Origin of the sequence: Tardiphaga sp., assembly GCF_025356345.1 — a bacterium.
In the GTDB taxonomy this organism is placed as follows: domain Bacteria; phylum Pseudomonadota; class Alphaproteobacteria; order Rhizobiales; family Xanthobacteraceae; genus Tardiphaga.
Genome location: NZ_JANXTC010000083.1, coordinates 1 through 19,223, shown reverse-complemented (window position 1 = coordinate 19,223; position 19,223 = coordinate 1). Strand labels below are relative to the sequence as shown.

Below are 19,223 nucleotides of genomic sequence, written 5' to 3'. Positions count from 1 at the left end.
ACGGCCGACGGCGGTGACGGATGAAGGGGCCTGCAGGGTTCGAAGCTTGTGGCGGCCCCTCAGCCGTCCGCGCTCCGCGCTGCCCCCTCCTCTCCCATAAAGGGAGGGGAGGGAAGCGCGCGTGGCTAGCCGCGCCCCCTGGTCGGGATCTTGTTGAATGGCACGTCCTTGTCGACGCGGATGTCGCCGGGCAGGCCGAGAACGCGTTCGGCGATGATGTTGCGCAAGATCTCGTCGGTGCCGCCAGCAATGCGGATCGACGGCGATTGCAGGATGATGGCCTGGAATTCGCCGCCCGCTTCGGCATCGGCGCCGTACAAAGCACCGCTGGCGCCCTGCAGGTCGGCGGCGAATGTCGCGATATCCTGCGACATCGCGCCGGACACCAGCTTGCCGATCGAATTTTCCGGCCCCGGCCGCTCGCCTTTCGACAGTGCCGAGATGGCGCGGTAGCTGGTGTATTTGAGGCCGGAATTCTACACCGCCCAGTTCGCCAGCTTCGATCGCACCGCGGGATCGTCGATCGCTGGACCGTCTTCCAGCATCAGGCTGCTGCAGAAATCGAACAATTCGGGAAAGCCGGTGGCCAGGCGCGCACCGATCGACATCCGCTCGTTCATCAACGTCGTCAGCGACACGTTCCAGCCATCGCCGACCGCGCCGAGCCGCTGGCTGTCGGGAATCCGCACATTGGTGAAGAACACCTCGTTGAATTCCTGCTGGCCATTGGCCTGCTTGATCGGCTTCACCTCGACGCCCGCGCTCTTCATGTCGAGGAAGAACATGGTGAGGCCCTTGTGCTTGGGCACATTGGGATCGGTGCGGGTGATCAGAATGCCAAAATCGGAATAATGCGCGCCCGAGGTCCAGATTTTCTGGCCGTTGATGATCCAGTCGTCGCCGTCCTTTTCGGCGCGGGTGCGCAGGCCCGCCACGTCCGAGCCGCCGGCAGGCTCGGAGAACAACTGGCACCAGATGGCCTCGCCGGACGCCATCGGCGGCAGATATTTGCGCTTCTGCATCTCGTCGGCATAGGCCATCACGGTGGGTCCGCACATGCCCTGTCCGATCGCGAACGGCCGCGCCAGCTTGTCGTAGACGCCCTCTTCCTGCTGCCAGATCACGCGTTCGATCGGCGTCGATCCGCAGCCGCCATATTCCTTCGGCCAGTGCAGGCAGGCCCAGCCGGCATCGGCCTTCTTCTTTTGCCAGGCCTTGGCGACATCGACCATCGCATCGCGCTTCTCGCCGGCGCGCTGCGCCGACGGCCGGGTGAGTTCGGCCTCGAGATGCTTCGGCGCGTGCGCATCGATCCAGGCACGGGCCTCGGCGCGAAACGCGGCTTCATCGGGCGTGTCGTCGAAATTCATGTACTCACTCCTTGCGGCGTCTTTTACTTCCCTCTCCCCTCGTGGGAAAGGGTGGCCGCGCGGCAGCGTGGCCGGGTGAGGGGTCGTGTTTACGCAAAAGCTCCTTCATTCGACGCGGATTTGGTCCGCGCCACCTTTTCCCACAAGGGGAGGAGGAAGAAGGGCTACGTTGCTTCTAGCGTCCCCGTGTGGGAATTTGATTGAACGGCACATTCTTGTCGACGCGGATGTCGCCCGGAAGACCCAGCACGCGTTCCGCGATGATGTTGCGCAGGATCTCATCGGTACCGCCCTCGACGCGGGTGGCCGGCGAGCGCAGCAGGATGGCCTGGAATTTCCCGGCTACCTCCGCTTCGTCCGGGCCCGACAGCACGCCGGAGGCGCCCTGCAAATCCAGCGCATAGGTCGCCACATCCTGCAGCATCGAGCCGGCGACCAGCTTGCCGATCGAGTTCTCCGGCCCCGGCCGCTCGCCCTTCGACAGCGCGGAAATCGCACGAAAACTGGTGTATTTTAGACCGCTCGCGCGCACCGCCCAGTTCGCCAGTTTCGAGCGCACCGCGCGGTCGTCGATCGCCGGACCTTCCTCCAGCAAGAAGTTGCTGCAGAACTCGAACAGTTCGGGCACGCCGGTCGCCATGTTGGCGCCGATCGCCATGCGTTCGTTCATCAGCGTGGTCAGCGACACGTTCCAGCCATCACCGACTTCGCCGAGCCGCTGCGAATCCGGAATCCGAACATCGGTGAAATAGACCTCGTTGAATTCAGACTGGCCATTGGCCTGCTTGATCGGCCTCACTTCAACACCGGGGCTCTTCATGTCGAGGAAGAACATGGTGAGCCCCTTGTGCTTGGGCACGTTTGGATCGGTGCGGGTAATCAGGATTCCGTAATCGGAATAATGCGCGCCGGAGGTCCAGATCTTCTGGCCGTTGATGATCCAGCCATCGCCGTCCTTTTCGGCGCGGGTGCGCAGGCCCGCCACGTCGGAGCCGCCGGCGGGCTCGGAAAACAGCTGGCACCAGATGTTCTCGCCGGACGCCAGCGGCGGCAGATAGCGCCGCTTCTGGTCTTCCTGCGCATAGGCCATCATGGTCGGCCCGCACATGCCGTGGCCGATGATGAACAGCGCGCCGAGTTTGCCAAACACGCCCTCTTCTTGCTGCCAGATCACCCGCTCGATCGGCGACGACCCGCGGCCGCCATATTCCTTCGGCCAGTGCGGCACCGCCCAGCCGGCATCGGCCTTCTTCTGCTGCCAGGCTTTTGCGACTTCAAGGATGTTTCCGGAACGCAACTGGATACGGCCGAGCGAGGCCTTCTTCAGTTCGTCCTCATATTGCTTCGGCGCATTGGCCGCGATCCAGGCGCGGGCCTCGGCGCGAAAGGCGGCTTGCTGCGGGGTATCGTCGAAATTCATGGTCGTGATCCTTTCTTCCTTCCTTCTCCCCTTGTGGGAGAAGGTGGCACGGCCGAAGGCCGTGACGGATGAGGGGTACTGCCGGGCTCGGAGCTTGTGGCTACCCCACACCCGTCCGCGCTACGCGCGGCCCCCCTCTCCCACAGGGGGAGAGGGCAGAAACAAAGAATTACGCCGCATTCCTTTGCCGCATGCGGTCGATCAGGGCGTCTTCCCAGTACGACAGGCTGCCGAGTCCGACCGCTAGCGCGTTGGCGCGGCGATAGTACAGATGGCAGTCGAACTCCCAGGTGAAACCCATGCCGCCATGGACCTGGATGTTGTTCTTGGCACAGTGCTGGAACGCCTGCGTCGCACTGATGCGCGCGGTGGCGGCGGCTTCCGGCAGTTCGGCGGCATTGGTCGACAGCGCCCAGGCGCCGTAATAGCAATTGGAGCGCGCCAGCGTCGCCGAGACGTACATGTCGGCGAGCATGTGCTTGATCGCCTGGAACGAGCCTATCTGGCGGCCGAAGGCGATGCGGTCAAGCGCGTAGTCGCGGCCCATCTCCAGCGCACGGTCGGCGCCGCCGACCTGCTCGAAGCCGATCAACACTGCGGCGCGATCGAGCACCTGCGTAACGATGCCCCAGCCCTCGCCCGCGGCGCCGAGCGGCTCGGCCTTGACGTTCTTGAAGGAGATCTCGGCCTGGTTACGCGACGGATCGATACCAGCCAGTGCCTTGGCCTCCACACCTTCGGCGGCGAGTTCGACGAGGAACAGCGAGATATCACTGTCGCGACCGGTGGAGCCGGTGCGCGCGGCGACGATGGCAAAATTGGCAATCGCGCCATCGGGCACCGGGCGCTTGACACCATTCAGCACACCGTTGGCGGCGGTCAGCTTGATCGCCTTCGGCGATGGATTGCCCGGGCCTTCGAACAGCGCCAGCGTACCGATCGCAGCCCCCGTCGCAATCGCCGGCAGCCACTTCGCCTTCTGCGCCTCGGAGCCGGCTAGCAGCAGCGCTTCCACTGCCAGATACACCGTCGAGGAGAACGGCACCGGCGCGAGCGCGCGACCGATTTCCTCGGCGATCACACACAACTCGAGATGCCCGGCGCCGGAGCCACCGAACGCTTCCGGGATGGTGACGCCGAGGAAGCCCATATCGGCAAGGCCCTTCCACAGTTCGCGATCATACGGCGCCTTGCCGTCGATCACCTCGCGCACGGCCTTCGGCGGGCATTTTTCGGAAAGAAAACGCCGCGCTTCGTCGCGCAGTTGCTTCTGGTCGTCGGAGAAATCGAAATTCATGGCGGTTACTCATTTGTGTCGGATTGGTAGAGCGCCTTCACGAAACCCATCGCAACGATGTTTACGATTGATGGGTTTCGCTACGCTCTACCCATTCTACGGATTCTCATTTTTAATTCAGCACTATCACATCTTCACCCGGCAGTTCGGCATAGAGCTGCTGGACCAGGTCGGCGCGGCGTTGCAAGCCGGCGCGCTGGTTGATGTAGCCCTTGTCGGTCAACTCGCTGCCGTCCACCGAGGCCGGTTCGACCATCAGCATCACACGCGCGATGCGACGGCTGCTCGCGCCTTCGGTAGAAGCATTGTGCGCCTGCAGGCCCTTCCTCAGACAGGCCAGCACCGCCGGATGCTTGACAACATCGTCGAAGCTCGCCTCCGGGTTGCCAATCAGGATCCGGCAGGCGGCGAGGTTGGGCCACGCCAGCAGCCCGATCCACGGCCGGTCCTGCCCGGTGACCAGCGCGTCCTGCACCACCGGGGTAGCAGCGGCGATGGCGTCGGTGCGCAGGCTGCCGACATGGACAAAGGTGCCGGTGGTCAGTTTGAAATCCTCGACGACGCGGCCGGAAAAGATCAGGCCCTGTACCGGGTCGTCGTCGTCAACGAAGATGCCGGCATCGCCGATCTTGTAAAACCCTTCCTCGTCGAATGCGGCCTCGGTCAATTCGGGCTGCCGGTAATAGCCGGGCATCACATTGATACCACGCAGCCGCAATTCGTACTTGGAATCCACCGGCACCATCTTCAGCTCGACGCCAGGGAACGGCAGGCCGATCAGACCGACGCGCTCGGTATCCCAATAGGTACCGGTCGAGGTCGGCGAGGTCTCGGTGCAGCCCCAGCCGGTGTAGAAGACGATGCGCTCGCCAGTGGTACGGATCGCCAACGCCTGCATGCGGTCATACAGATCGTCGGGCAGCCGAGCCCCGCCATAGCCCATCACACCCATATTCTTGAAGAAAGAACGACACAGCGCATCGTCCTTTTCCATGGCCGCGGCGAGAGCCGCGTAGCCCGCCGGGACGTTGGCATAGTAGGTCGGCGATATCTCGCGCAAATTGCGCAGCGTCTCGTCGATCATGCCGGGCATCGGCCGGCCATCGTCGATATACAGCGTGCCGCCCTCGATCAGCAGCGGATGAAACAGCGCGTTGCCGCCCATGGTGTGGTTCCACGGCATCCAGTCCAGATAGACCGGCGGCGCGGCGGCGGGATCGCGCGGGCGGACCTGCATCATCATCGCGGCGTTCGAGCACATCATCGCCTGGGTGTTGATGACCGCCTTCGGCATCCCCGTGGAGCCGGACGTGAACAGCAGCTTGCCTATCGTGTCGGGCGTGATTTTCGCGATCGATTCCTCAACCGCCGGGGTCACGTTCGTCGCGGCCATCTCGGCATAGGCGGTGCTGGCAATGCCTGCGGGCGGACGATCGACGTGGACGACGCGGATGCCGGTGAGGTCGAGCGCGTCAAGCGCCTTCTGGAACGTCGGGCCGTCCTGCACCATCACCACCGCGGGCTGGATCAGGCCGAACAGATATTTCAGCTTGGCGTGGTCCTGGCTCATCAGCGAATAGGCCGGCGACACCGGCGCCGCCGGATGCCTGGCCTGCATCGAGGCCTGGGTCATCAGCGCGTGCTCAATGGAATTGCCGGACAGGATCGCGATCGGGCGATCGGCCTCCAGCTTCATGTCGAGCAACGCCTGGGTCAGCGCATCAACCGTTCGCTTTGCCTCGGCATAAGTGACATAGCGCCACTGCCGCTCGGTGCCGGCGCGCTGCGCCAGCCAGACATGGGCGGGTCGCAGTCTTGCCCATTTGTCCAGCGAGGCCGGCAGGTGGGTCTGATAGTCCACCAGTGGTACCCGCGACTTCAGGACGATGACGCCATCCGGTCGGCGCTCGACATCGATATCGCGCTTCATCCAGTTGATCTTGCGGAAGGCGGGTTTGGTGAGCACCGCCGCGGACTGCGCGTTCATCTCAATCTCCCGGGTGTTTTGGTAGCAGTTGGTCTCTTGAATGGACCTTGTTGTCGAGGCGGTCTTCGATGCGCCCTCTCCCCTTGTGGCAGAGGGCGCGCTGAAATCGGCCGAGTGCGCGGTCGGAAGAGGGGGAGAGGCTTGGCGCGGCTCTCTCCCGCCTTCGCTGCGCTCAGGCACCCTCTCCCACCTCGCGCCGCTGCGCTGGGGGAGAGGGAAGAAACTGGCAGCCTACCTTGGCGCCATGCGGATGGCGCCATCCAGACGGATGGTTTCGCCGTTCAGCATCGGGTTCTCGACGATATGAACCGCGAGCATGCCATATTCCGACGCGTCACCAAGCCGGGCGGGATGCGGGACCTGGGCGCCGAGGCTGGCGCGCGCCTCCTCGTTGAGCCCCATTAGCAGCGGCGTCAGGAACAGGCCCGGCGCGATGGTGTTGACGCGGATTTTCTGCGACGACAGGTCGCGTGCCGCCGGCAAGGTCAGACCCACCACGCCACCCTTGGAGGCGGCATAGGCGATCTGGCCGATCTGGCCTTCATAGGCCGCCACCGAGGCGGTGTTGATGATGACGCCGCGCTCTTCGCCAATGACTTCCTGCTTCACCAGCTGTTCGGCGAACAGCCGGAGCACGTTGAAGGTGCCGATCAGATTGACCATGATGACGTTGGTGAATTTTTCCAGCGGATAGACGCCCTGCTTGCCGACGATGCGCTGCGAACCGCCGATGCCGGCGCAGTTCACCAGCACGCGCGCGGTGCCGTGCGCGGCTTCCGCCTTGGTGAGGCCAGCCTTGACCTGATCCTCGCTGGTGACGTCGCCGACGACAGCGAGGCCCTTGATTTCCGCGGCGACCGCCTCGGCATTTTCCTGGCTACGATCGAACACCGCGACCTTGGCGCCCTTGGCGGCCATCGCGCGGGCGGTAGCGGCACCGAGCCCCGAACCACCGCCGGTAATGAATACGGCCACATCTTTCAGCTGCATCGAGTTTGCCTTTCCTTGGGCGTTTCCTGATCGTTTTTTGAAGTCTTGTTTTTAGAAAAAAGTCCTTGGACGTTTCTTATTTTATTGTTCGAACGATACGTTGACCGTTCCTTGAATTGCTTTCTCGAAGAGTTTCCTTGGGCGTTTCCCGCTTGCATTTTTTTCTTGGTCGCTTCGCCTGGTCGTAATCTTCCTTGGGGCCGTTTCTTCTTAGCTCTGGCCGTCAGGCGGTTGCTTCCGCCTTTTTATTGGTCAGCATCCCACCGAGCAACATCGACTCCATATGGGCGACGTAGTCTCGACAGACTTCCTCCGTCACCGGGCCGACGCCAATGGCGCGCGACATCGCATGACGGCTGAAGAACAGGTTGTCGCAAGCGCCGATCAGGCTGGTGTAGAACAGCACCGGATCGATCTTGTGAAATTCACCGCTCTCGAAACCTTCCGCCAGCAAGCGGCGATGGAAATCGAGCAGCGGACCGATGAAGAACTTCGATACTTCATCGGCCGCCTCATTGCCGCTCTCATGCAGCAGATAGTGGATCAGCCGGTTCATGTAAGGAAACTGGTGATAGGCCTTGATGATGCCGGCGATGTGCAGCTTGAGCTTGGCGCTGGCCGGAATCGGCTGTGCCATCAAATAATCGAGGTTGGTCATTTCGGTGGCGGCATCGCGCGCCAGCAAGGCCAGCAGCAGACCGTCCTTGTTGCCGAAATGATATTTAACCAGCGCCGCATTGACCCCGGAGCGCTGCGCGATCTCGCTCAGCGACACTTCGATCGAATTGCTGGCGATCATCAATTCACTCGCCGCCAGCAATAGTTTGTCGGCCGTCGGATTGCGTCCGGCGACTCGGGCTGGGGTGCTGGTGTGCGGGTTCGGCGTCATTGGATGCGCAGATAACCCGAGGACGGCGATCGTTTCAAGAGTTAATTGAGCGATTGACTAAGCTTATCCTGAACCTTTTAATCCTGCGATCAAAACGCCGACATAACAGGCAAAGGGAGACCGCACATGGCTGAGGCCTATATCGTCGCCGCCGCACGCACTGCAGGCGGCCGCAAGGGAGGTCGCCTGTCGGGCTGGCACCCCGCCGATCTCGCCGCTTCCGTGCTCAACGAGTTGGTCACCCGCTCCGGCGTCGATCCGGCCGCGATCGAAGACGTCATCATGGGCTGCGTCGGCCAGGGCGGCGAGCAGGCCGTCAATGTCGCGCGCAACGCGGTTCTGGCGTCCCGATTGCCGGAGAGCGTGCCCGGCACCTCAATCGACCGGCAGTGCGGGTCATCGCAGCAGGCGCTGCATTTCGCCGCACAGGCGGTGATGTCCGGCGCCATGGACATCGTCATTGCCGCGGGTGTCGAGAGCATGACCCGCGTCCCGATGGGCTCGCCGAGCAGCCTCGCCGCCAAGGCGGGCCTCGGCACCTACAAAAGCCCGGGCATGGAGCAACGTTACCCCAACATCCAGTTCAACCAGTTCACCGGCGCAGAGATGGTCGCCGAAAAATACGGCCTCTCGAAGGATGATCTCGATCAATATGCCTTTGAAAGCCACCAGCGCGCCATTGCCGCGACCCAGGCCGGCCGTTTCAAGGATGAAATCATCCCGCTCGCGATCACCCGCGCCGACGGCTCAACCGACACCCACCACATCGATGAGGGCATCCGCTTCGACGCCACGCTCGACGGCATTCGCGGCGTCAAGCTGATTGCCGAGAACGGCCGGCTGACCGCCGCATCCGCCAGCCAGATCTGCGACGGCGCCTCCGGTGTCATGGTCGTCAACGAGGCTGGCCTTAAAACCCTCGGCGTCAAACCGCTGGCCCGCATCCATCACATGACCATGATGGGCGGCGACCCCGTCATCATGCTGGAAGCGCCGCTGCCCGCCACCGAGCGCGCATTGAAGAAAGCCGGCATGAAGATCAACGACATCGATTTGTTCGAGGTCAACGAGGCGTTTGCATCGGTGCCGGCGGCCTGGCTGAAGAGCACCGGCGCCGATCCGGCCCGGCTCAACGTCAATGGCGGCGCCATCGCACTCGGCCATCCGCTCGGCGGCTCGGGCACCAAGCTGATGACCACGCTGATCCACGCTTTGAAGCAAAACAACAAGCGCTATGGGCTGCAGACCATGTGCGAAGGCGGCGGCATGGCCAATGTGACGATCATCGAACGGCTGTAACTCTGATCTGGCTTCCCTGTCCCCCGGTCGGAGAGGGTGGCCGCGCGAAGCGCGGACGGGTCAGGGGGAAATGTCGTGCCCCCTCATCCGACGCGGACTTCGCCCGCGCCACCTACTCCCACAAGGGGAAAAAGGGGGAAAGAAAGCGCAACGCAATCCAAATCACCACGAGTGGAAAAATCCGCCGGCCTCCGAGGAAACGCCATGACGCACCCATCGATTCATGCCCGAACGACGCCCGACAAGATCGCCTATCTGATGGCGGGTTCGGGCCAATCCATCACCTATCGTCAGCTCGATGAACGCTCCAACCAGGGCGCGCAGCTATTTAGGTCCCTCGGCCTGAAGGCTGGCGATCACATCGCCTTCTTGATGGAGAACCGGCTGGAATTCATGCAGATCTGCTGGGCAGCGCAACGCGCCGGACTGTATTACACCGCGATCAGCCGCTACCTCACAGCCGACGAGATCGCCTACATCGTGAAGGATTGCGGCGCCCGAATCGTCATTACCTCGCCGAAAGGCGCCGAGGTCATCGCCCCGCTGATTCCGGACGCGCCGGACACGCTGTTTTACATTGTCGACGACCCGCGTGACGGCTTTCGCGATTGGGACACCGCACTCGCCGCGCAGCCGACCACGCCGATCGCAGACGAGGTAGCGGGCACCGATATGCTCTATTCGTCGGGCACCACCGGGCGGCCGAAGGGCATCAAGCGCGCCTCAGAGAAGACCCCGATCGACGTGCCCAGTCCGTTTTTGAAAAAGCTCTGCGGCGACATGTGTGGCATGAACGCCGACAGCATCTATCTGTCGCCGGCGCCACTATATCACGCCGCTCCGTTGCGCTTCAACATGATGGCGATCACGCTCGGCGGCACCTCGGTGATCATGGAATCCTTCGACGCCGAGGAATTTTTGAAGCTGGTCGAGAAGCACCGAATCACCCAGTCGCAACTGGTGCCGACCATGTTCGTCCGTATGCTCAAACTGCCCGGGGAAGTGCGGCTTCGCTACGATGTGTCGTCACTGAACGGTGCGATTCATGCCGCCGCGCCCTGCCCGGCCGACGTCAAGGCACGGATGATCGACTGGTGGGGACCGATCCTGATCGAGTACTATGCCGGCTCCGAAGGCAACGGCGTCACGGTGTCGGATTCGCAGCAATGGCTGTCGCATCGCGGCACCGTGGGTAAGGCGGTGACCGGCGTGGTCAAGATCGTCGGCGACGACGAGCAAGAAATGCCGACCGGCGAAATCGGCACGGTGTATTTCGCCGACGCGCCAGTATTCTCCTATCACAACGACCCCGAGAAGACGAAGCGCGCCTATAACGACAGGGGCTGGTCGACGCTCGGCGATGTCGGCTATCTCGACGGCGAGGGCTTTTTGTATCTCACCGACCGCAAGTCCTACATGATCATCTCCGGCGGCGTGAATATCTATCCGCAGGAGACCGAAGACGTGCTAATCACCCATCCGGAAATCGCCGACGTCGCGGTGTTCGGCGTGCCGAACGAGGAGATGGGCGAGGAGGTCAAGGCCGTGGTGCAGCCGCACGATCTGGCCCGCGCCGGCAAGGCGCTGGAAGCGGAACTGATTGCGTTCTGCCGCAAACATTTGTCGCCAATCAAATGCCCGAAGAGCATCGACTTTGAAGCCGAACTGCCACGCACGCCCACCGGCAAGCCGGTGAAGCGCCATCTGCGCGATCGCTACTGGCCGAACAAGCAAGCGGCGACGGCGTAGGCTCCGCCCTCTCCGTGTCATTGCGAGGCGCGAAGCGACGCGGCAATCCAGAAGCCGCGAACGAAGACTGGATTGCTTCGTCGCGAGACGCTCCTCGCAATGACCAACGGACGATTTGAGATCGCCGCTCTTGCGACCTTCCGTCTACCGCGTTAATCCGCCGCGATGTTCATGCAATTATCTCTCTTATGACTACCGGCCTCCTTATCTCCGCGGCGCGGTCCGGCGCCGGCAAGACCACCGTGACGCTCGGCCTGCTGGCGGCGCTGGCGCGCCGCGGTGTCATGGTGCGCGCGGCCAAGGCCGGCCCGGATTACATCGACCCGGCCTTTCATGCCGCCGCCACCGGGCATGCCAGCATCAACCTCGACAGCTGGAGCATGCCGCCGACGTTGCTCAACGCGCTCATTGCCGATGCATCGGAAGGCGCCGATCTGCTGGTGGTCGAAGGCGTGATGGGCCTGTTCGACGGCGTAGCGGGCGTGGCCGGCCGCGAAGGCAGCAGCGCCAACCTCGCCGCGCGGTTCAAGCTGCCGGTGCTGCTGGTGCTCGACGTCACCGCGCAGTCGCAATCCGCGGCCGCTATGGTGCGCGGCTTTGCCAGCCACGAGCCCGATGTTCGCGTCGCCGGCGTGATCCTCAACCGCGTCGGCAGCGAACGCCACCGCACGCTGGTCACCGACGCCATCGCCAGGCTCGGCATGCCGGTCGTCGGCGCCATACCGCGCAGCGCGGCATTCGGACTGCCGGAGCGGCACCTCGGCCTGATCCAGGCCGGCGAATATAAAGATCTCACCGCCCGCCTCGGGGTGCTCGCCGACATGGCCGAGCAGCATCTCGATCTCGATGCCATCCTGGCGCTGGCAGTCCCGCTCGATCACCCCCGTACGGCGCTGACGGCCTTGCCGCCGCCCGGCCAGCGCATCGCGCTGGCGTCCGATGCCGCGTTCAGTTTCATCTATCCGCATCTGCTGAACGGCTGGCGCCGCGCCGGCGCCGAGATCATACCGTTTTCGCCGCTGGCCAACGAGGCACCGCCGGAGGCCTGCGATATCTGCTGGCTGCCGGGGGGCTATCCCGAATTGCACGCGGCGACGCTGGCCGCCGCGCGGATTTTTCGCGACGGACTGGCGCGCTTCGCGCAGACCCGCCCCGTCCATGGCGAGTGCGGCGGCTACATGGTACTAGGCGAAGGCATCGAGGATGCCGACGGCGCGATGCACGCGATGACCGGCCTGCTCGGCCACAGCACCAGTTTCCAGAACCGGCGCATGCATCTTGGCTACCGCGAAGCGACGCTGCTCGCTGACAGCCCGGTCGGCGCCGCCGGATCGAAACTGCGCGGCCACGAATTTCACTATGCCTCGCTGTTGTCGCCGGGCAATGACGCGCCGCTGGTCGAACTCTGCGATGCCCAAGGCCGGCCCGTGGCCGAGCGCGGTGGACGCCGCGGCCATGCCACCGGAACATTTTTTCACACCATCGCGCAGGCCGACTGACGGAAGCCCGACCATGATGAACCCGATCGATGCCACCTACCTCCCGGCCGGTATCCGCTCGCGTTTTGTCGATGACATCAACGGTCTGCGCATCCACGTCCTGGAGGCCGGTTTCGAGTCCACCGGGCGGCCCTGCATTCTGCTGCTGCACGGTTTTCCGGAACTGGCCTATAGCTGGCGCAAGCTGATGCCGCTTCTCGCCGCGGCGGGATATCACGTGCTCGCGCCGGACCAGCGTGGCTATGGCCGCACGACCGGCTGGAGCGCCGACTATGATGGCGATCTTGGCCCGTTCCGCCTGCTTAACCTGGTGCGCGATGCGCTCGGTCTGGTATCGGCATTCGGCTATCGCGCGGTCGACGCGGTGGTCGGCCATGATTACGGCAGCTCGGTCGCAGCATGGTGCGCGCTGGTACGGCCGGACGTCTTTTGTTCAGTGGCGCTGATGAGCGCGCCGTTCTCAGGGCCGCCTTCCCTGCCGCTCGGTACCGCCGACAGGCCAGCCATCGCTAAACTGCCAGACACCATTCATCACGACCTCGCCGCGCTGCCACGGCCGCGCGAGCACTATCAATGGTACTATGCAAAACGTCAGGCCAATGGCGACATGCAGCACGCGCCGCAGGGCGTGCATGATTTTCTGCGGGCCTATTACCATCACAAGAGCGCCGACTGGGCCGGCAACGGACCGCATCGTCTGCAGGGCTGGACCGCGACGGAACTGGCAAAGCTGCCGACCTATTATGTGATGGACCTCGGCCAGACCATGGCCGCCACCGTCGCGGCGGAAATGCCATCGGCGGAAGCGATTGCGTCCTGCGCCTGGCTGCCGGATCGCGAGCTTGCATTCTACGCCGCCGAATTTGCCCGCACCGGCTTCCAGGGCGGGCTGCAATGGTACCGCTGCAACACCACGGGCGCGTTCGCCGCCGAATACGAGACCTGGTCGGGTCGCAGCATCGACGTGCCCTCCGTCTTCATTTCCGGCCGTCAGGACTGGGGCATCTACCAGCGACCCGGCGCCATCGAGGCAATGCAGAGCGCCGCCTGCACCGACCTGCGCGGCATCCATTTGATCGACGGCGCCGGACACTGGGTGCAGCAGGAACAGCCCGACGAGGTTGCCCGGCTGTTGCTGGCTTTCGTTCCACAAGCCGCCGGGCGATAGATTCGCCCGGCGGCCGTCAGCTCGCTTACGCCGCGCGAACCGTGCTGAGGAACCTGCCGACTTCAGCCTTCAACCGTGCGCTGTCGCGTGACAGGAACTGCGCCGCCGAAAGCACCTGCGCTGACGCCGAGCCGGTCTCGGAGGCGCCGAGCTGCACATCGCCGATATTCGCACTGACCTGGGTGGTGCCTTGCGCCGCCATCTGGATGTTGCGGGAGATCTCCTGAGTCGCCGCGCCCTGTTCTTCCACTGCCGCGGCGATGGTCGATGCGATTTCCGACATCTTGCCGATCGTGCTGCCGATCTCCCTAATGGCGCCCACCGAATCCTGGGTGGCGTTCTGGATGCCGGAAATCTGCGCCGAGATCTCGCCGGTCGCCCGCGCGGTCTGTTCGGCCAGTGCCTTCACTTCCGAAGCCACCACGGCAAATCCGCGACCGGCATCGCCGGCGCGGGCCGCCTCGATGGTCGCATTCAGCGCCAGCAGGTTGGTCTGGCCGGCGATGGTGTTGATCAGCTCGACGACGTCGCCGATCCGGGCCGCGGCCTTGGCCAATTCGCCGACGCGGTCATTGGTCTTGCGGGCCTGGTCGACCGCTTCCTGGGCGATCCGCGAGGATTCCTGCACCTGACGGCTGATCTCGTTGACCGAGGAGGCCATCTCCTCGGTGGCCGAGGCCACCGACTGCACATTGGCCGAGGCTTCTTCGGACGCGGCTGCAACCAACGACGTCGTCTGCTGCGCGCGCGCGGCGGTAGCCGACAATGTATCGGCGGAGGCTTCGAGTTCTGTCGAGGCCGCCGACACCGTCTCGATGATCTCTCCGACCGCGCCTTCGAAATCGCTCGCCAGCCGGAGCATTTCGGCCTTGCGCTCGGCGGCCGTGCGCCGCTCGGTTGCCTGCTGCTCGCCGGTCATGCGTTCGACGGCAAGGCCGCTGCTCTTGAAGACTTCCACGGTACGGGCCATGTCGCCGATCTCATCACGACGGTCGATGCTTGGAACCTCGATGGCAAAATTCTTGCGTGCCAGGGCTTCCATCACCGTCTTGAGCTCACTGATCGGCCGGGACAGGCCCGCCGTCCCGATCCACAATGCCAAAGCAAGACTGACCAGCAGACCCGCCGCGGTGGCCGCCGTCACGCCGCTAATAGCGGAGTTTGCCCGTGCGGTAAGGACATCGGAAATTCTGGCTGCGTCGGCAATAAGGCTATCGTTGACTTTGGCATGACTGGCGATGGCTGCTTCGATCAACGGGACGCATTCAGCCTTGAGCCGCGCAGCTGCTTTGAAATTTTGTTCGGGAGTGCTGGTGGACGCCGCATATTTGATCGCAGGATCGCAGGCCACGAAGCTCTGCGCGTAGTTGGAGAGCAACGGCTCCAGGATAGAGGCATTCTCTGGCATGTTCCTGACGACCTGCGCCATGATGCCCTCATAGTCCTTGCGGCTGTCGGCGGCCTGCGCAAGGTATTTTACGTTACCGGCATCGGTTACTTCCGCGGCCAGCTGGAAAGCCGCGGAAAGATAGGCTTCGGCGCGGCGCGACGCGCGGGCCGAAAGCGTCGTACTCTTGTCGACGCGCGAAATCAGGTCGCTATAGCCTTCGTCCATCGAATACATCCGCTGGATCGCGAAGGCAGCCGAGCCGACCACGACAATGGTAAGCAACGCGACGATCAGACCAATTTTGAAGATGATCTTGAAATTATCGAGCCAGGACATTGGCGCTCCAGCATGGTGGGCGCTAATGAGGCGCGTGAGGTGTCAACCGATCCGGGAGTATGCTGGCACCGTTAATTCAGACATCACTTTATCGGCATAAAGATCGAGTTAAGATTAGTACGTTTTCGTACGTACTTAGGTACGTGCGCGGACTGACTTCTGTCCTCCCGAGGTTCACGCTGAAAGCTTCGCGGCGTGAACCTCGCGGCCCTCGACCTTCGGCCCTTCATCCTCGCAACGGCAACGAGACCTGATTGCGCAGGGTGTTGATCCAGATCATCCTCGGCGGACGTGACAGCGGGCATAGTTCTCAACATCTGCGCGCCACCGGGCGCGCAAATGCGTTGCAGAGCATGCCATGAGCCTGAATGACATCGACAGAGCGCTGGTGATGCGCCGCGCCGCGGCGCTGCCGCGTTACACCAGCTATCCTACCGCCAATCACTTCCAATCATCCGTCGGCCCCGTCGACTACCGCAACTGGCTTGCGGGGCTGGCCGATGACGCAGCGCTGTCGCTGTATCTGCACATTCCGTTCTGCAACGAGATGTGCTGGTATTGCGCCTGCAGCACCAAGGCGACACGCCGTTATGATCCCGTGGCTCGTTACCTCGACACGCTGGAAGCCGAGATCGCCACCGTCGCAGGGTTAGTGCCGCGCCGGCACCGGCTGACCCATTTGCACTGGGGCGGTGGCTCGCCCGATATCCTCGCGGTCGCCGACATCGTCCGCCTTGGTGCCGCGCTGAAGGCCAATTTTCACGTCGAGGCAGCCACTGAATTCGCGGTCGAGATCGATCCGCGGCTGATGACCGCCGACAAGGCCGATGCCTTCGTTGGAATCGGCGTCAACCGGATCTCGATCGGCGTGCAGGATTTCGATCCCGCGGTGCAGGCCGCGATCGGCCGGATGCAAAGCTATGATGTCTCCAAGGCGTCGCTCGACCTGTTCCGCGACCGCGGCATAAGCTCGGTCAACATGGATCTGGTCTATGGCCTGCCGCGGCAGACCGAGCACAGTCTGGCGCAGACCATCTCGCAGGTGATTGAATTGTCGCCCGACCGCATCGCCATCTTCGGCTACGCTCATCTGCCGCAGCGGGCGCATAATCAGAAGCTGATCGACGAGGCCACCTTGCCCGGGCCGATCGAGCGCTTTGCGATGGCGCGGCGGCTGACCTCGCAGCTTGCCAAAGCGGGCTATGTACAACTCGGACTCGACCATTTCGCTCGCCGCGACGACAGCCTCGCCAGGCTGCCGCTCAATCGCAATTTCCAGGGCTACACCACCGACGGCGCCGACACGCTGATCGGACTGGGGGCCTCGGCGATCGGCAAACTGCCACAGGGCTATGTGCAGAACGCCGTCACGGTGGCCGACTACACCAGCCGTGTAGCGCATAATGGACTCGCCACCGCTCGCGGCTGGACGCTGGCGCCGGACGACCGGCTGCGTGCCTTCGTGATCGAACGGCTGATGTGCGACTTCGCCTTCTCCTTCGCAGCCATCGCCGCCAATTTCGGAGAAGCGGACGCCCATGGGCTGTTGCGCGAGGTGGACGCCATGGTGGCCGACGATCCCGACGGCTTTCTCACAGCGAGCGACGATGGCTTCGAATTAACGCCACGCGGTCGGCCCTTCGTTCGTAGCATCTGCGCCCGCTTCGACGCCTATCTTAATCCCGCCGCCGGAGCGAGGCACTCGATGTCGGTCTGACGCCGGCCTCCCATCCGATACAGGTCAGGCCGCCCGGACAGAGCCGAGGAATTTCCCGACTTCCTCCTTGAGGCGACCGCTTTCCGAGGACAGCGACTGCGCGGCGGACAGTACCTGGGCCGACGCCGAGCCAGTTTCGGAAGCGCCGCGCTGGACATCGCCGATATTGGTGGTGACTTGCGTCGTGCCTTGCGCGGCGCGCTGCACATTGCGGGAAATCTCCCTTGTCGCCGCGCCCTGCTCTTCCACCGCTGAGGCGATGGTAGAAGCAATTTCCGACATCCGACCGATGGTATCGCCGATCTCCTTGATCGCGCCCACGGATTCATGCGTCGCCGCCTGAATGCCGGAGATTTGCGCACTGATCTCGCCGGTGGCCTTCGCGGTCTGCTCGGCCAGGGCTTTGACTTCCGATGCCACCACCGCAAAGCCGCGCCCCGCGTCACCGGCGCGCGCCGCCTCGATGGTCGCATTCAGCGCCAGCAGATTGGTCTGGCCGGCGATGGTGTTGATCAGCTCGACGACATCGCCGATCCGCGCCGCGGCCTTGGCGAGTTCGCCGACGCGTTCATTGGTCTTGCGGGCCTGATCGACCGCCTGATTGGCGATCATGGCCGATTCCTGCACCTGGCGGCTGATCTCGTTGACCGACGAGGACATCTCCTCGGTCGCCGATGCGACGGACTGTACATTGGTAGAGGCCTCGCCGGACGCCGTTGCCACGATCCGGGTCAGCTGCTGCGAGCGATCCGCCGTCTGCGTCAGCGAGGTGGCCGAGCTTTCCAGCTCCTTGGAGGCCGACGATACCGTTTCGATGATCTGACCGACGGCGGTCTCGAAATCATTGGCGAGCTTGTGCATGTCGCTCTTGCGCTGCCCCGCGGTGCGCTGCTCGGCGGCATGCTGGTCGAGCTTCAACCGCTCCACCTCGAGGCCGTTGTTCTTGAACACTTCGACGGTCCGCGCCATCTCACCCAACTCGTCGCGGCGCGTCACGCCGGGGACGGTTGCCCGCAGGTCGTTGCGGGCGAAAGCCTCCATCACGGTTTTCAGCTCGACGATCGGATTCGCCAACCCCTTGATGCCGATCCACAGCGCCACGGCGAGACTGACCAGAAGGCCGGCACCCGCTGCTACCAGCACGGTGGAGATCGAGGACTCGGCGCGGGTGGTTATATCATTCGACTGGTTGGCGGCATCGACCAGAAGGCTATCGAGGAATTTGGCCTGGGCTGCGATGCCCGGCTCCAGCAGCGGGATGCATTCGGTCTTCAGTCGCATCGAGGCCTTCATGGAGTCCTCAGGCGACACCGTTTTCGAGGCAAATTCGACGACCGGGCCACAGGCGATGAAGGCCTTCTGGAAAGTCGCGGTTATCGGCTCGATGACCGCCGCCTTCTCCGGCAGATTTTTCAGGATCGCCGCCATGATGGTCTCGTAGCCCTGCTTGGCTTCGGCGGTCTGCGCGAGATACTTCGCATTCCCCGCCGGCGTGGTTTCCGCGGCGAGCTGGAAGGCTGATGAAATATAGCGTTCAATGCGGCGGCTGCCGCGCGCGGTTTCCGTGGTGTAACGGCTGACCCGCATCACCATATCCATGCTGGCTTCGCTCAAGGCCCGCAGCCGACTGGCGGCAAATCCCGAAGCACCGATCACAACGATGGCGAGCAAAGCAACGATCAGGCCGATTTTAAAGGTAATCTTGAAATTGTTCAGCCAGGCCATGTCGTACTCCAGATTGCTCGAATCGAACGGAGAAAGTGCGATCACATCCAGAAGGATGCCAGCACCCGAGGCTACCAAAGTACCGCAGCCTCCACTAATTTGGCGTTAATCGGCCGATGATCGCCCGCTCTGCTTCTAAGGCGCGCAAATTGCCCGATGATCGTATGCGTGAGCATCGACCTTCCCTTTCGTGACCGGCCTGTCGCTTGCGGTACATCGCCGAACTGAGCATGCTCCGAGTACCATTTTGGATCACAGGAGCCTGCCTTGACCGCACCGACTTCCGTCTTCGCCACCGCCACCGAAATGTCAGCGGCGCTCAAGGCCAGGCAGGTTTCCGCCGTCGAACTGGCCGAGCAGGCCATCGCCCAGATCGAGAAGCAGATC

At 63.4% G+C, this 19,223-nt stretch carries 12 protein-coding genes and 1 pseudogene; 5 read left to right on the top strand and 8 right to left on the bottom strand.

Annotated features, from left to right (window positions below; all coding sequences use genetic code 11):
- Positions 1 to 125 precede the first annotated feature (125 nt).
- The 6 genes and pseudogenes from Q0S16_RS04610 to Q0S16_RS04585 all read right to left on the bottom strand — a co-directional run bounded on the left by Q0S16_RS04610 (position 126) and on the right by Q0S16_RS04585 (position 7,953).
- Positions 126 to 1,370, bottom strand: a pseudogene (locus Q0S16_RS04610) (acyl-CoA dehydrogenase).
- A 175-nt stretch (positions 1,371 to 1,545) separates the two neighbouring features.
- The gene (locus tag Q0S16_RS04605; RefSeq protein WP_295845569.1) at positions 1,546 to 2,790 is read right to left on the bottom strand and encodes an acyl-CoA dehydrogenase; all 1,245 of its coding nucleotides are present in this window, start codon (positions 2,788 to 2,790) and stop codon (positions 1,546 to 1,548) included.
- Positions 2,791 to 2,959: 169 nt separating this feature from the next.
- Entirely contained in the window at positions 2,960 to 4,087 is a 1,128-nt protein-coding gene (locus tag Q0S16_RS04600) for an acyl-CoA dehydrogenase family protein (RefSeq protein ID WP_295845565.1), read from the bottom strand.
- 112 nt (positions 4,088 to 4,199) lie between these two features.
- Positions 4,200 to 6,074, bottom strand: coding sequence for an AMP-binding protein (locus tag Q0S16_RS04595; RefSeq protein WP_295845563.1), 1,875 nt, complete (start codon positions 6,072 to 6,074; stop codon positions 4,200 to 4,202).
- Between the two features lie 231 nt (positions 6,075 to 6,305).
- Positions 6,306 to 7,064 carry an SDR family NAD(P)-dependent oxidoreductase gene (locus Q0S16_RS04590; protein WP_295845559.1) on the bottom strand — a complete coding sequence of 253 codons (759 nt, stop codon included), beginning with the start codon at positions 7,062 to 7,064 and terminating at the stop codon, positions 6,306 to 6,308.
- 223 nt (positions 7,065 to 7,287) lie between these two features.
- Complete coding sequence (locus tag Q0S16_RS04585; protein WP_295845557.1) at positions 7,288 to 7,953, bottom strand: TetR family transcriptional regulator; 666 nt, start codon at positions 7,951 to 7,953, stop codon at positions 7,288 to 7,290.
- Positions 7,954 to 8,079: 126 nt separating this feature from the next.
- On the opposite strand from Q0S16_RS04585, the gene Q0S16_RS04580 reads away from it, so the two are divergent.
- From Q0S16_RS04580 to Q0S16_RS04565, 4 genes are all read left to right on the top strand, one after another.
- On the top strand, positions 8,080 to 9,252 hold the full coding sequence (locus Q0S16_RS04580) for an acetyl-CoA C-acetyltransferase (protein ID WP_295845555.1): 1,173 nt from the start codon (positions 8,080 to 8,082) through the stop codon (positions 9,250 to 9,252).
- Positions 9,253 to 9,456: 204 nt separating this feature from the next.
- On the top strand, positions 9,457 to 11,001 hold the full coding sequence (locus Q0S16_RS04575; RefSeq protein WP_295845552.1) for an acyl-CoA synthetase: 1,545 nt from the start codon (positions 9,457 to 9,459) through the stop codon (positions 10,999 to 11,001).
- A gap of 188 nt (positions 11,002 to 11,189) precedes the next feature.
- A complete protein-coding gene (locus tag Q0S16_RS04570; RefSeq protein WP_295845551.1) occupies positions 11,190 to 12,500 on the top strand; it encodes a cobyrinate a,c-diamide synthase in 1,311 nt (436 codons plus the stop codon).
- Positions 12,501 to 12,516: 16 nt separating this feature from the next.
- Entirely contained in the window at positions 12,517 to 13,668 is a 1,152-nt protein-coding gene (locus Q0S16_RS04565; protein WP_295845571.1) for an alpha/beta hydrolase, read from the top strand.
- A 25-nt stretch (positions 13,669 to 13,693) separates the two neighbouring features.
- Here the strand turns inward: Q0S16_RS04565 and Q0S16_RS04560 are convergent, their stop codons facing one another.
- A complete protein-coding gene (locus Q0S16_RS04560; protein WP_295845549.1) occupies positions 13,694 to 15,394 on the bottom strand; it encodes a HAMP domain-containing methyl-accepting chemotaxis protein in 1,701 nt (566 codons plus the stop codon).
- Positions 15,395 to 15,752: 358 nt separating this feature from the next.
- On the opposite strand from Q0S16_RS04560, the gene hemN reads away from it, so the two are divergent.
- A complete protein-coding gene (gene hemN, locus Q0S16_RS04555) occupies positions 15,753 to 17,111 on the top strand; it encodes an oxygen-independent coproporphyrinogen III oxidase (protein ID WP_295845547.1) in 1,359 nt (452 codons plus the stop codon).
- A gap of 24 nt (positions 17,112 to 17,135) precedes the next feature.
- Here hemN and Q0S16_RS04550 read toward each other — a convergent pair whose 3' ends face one another.
- Complete coding sequence (locus tag Q0S16_RS04550) at positions 17,136 to 18,836, bottom strand: HAMP domain-containing methyl-accepting chemotaxis protein (protein WP_295845543.1); 1,701 nt, start codon at positions 18,834 to 18,836, stop codon at positions 17,136 to 17,138.
- Between the last annotated feature and the right edge of the window lie 387 nt (positions 18,837 to 19,223).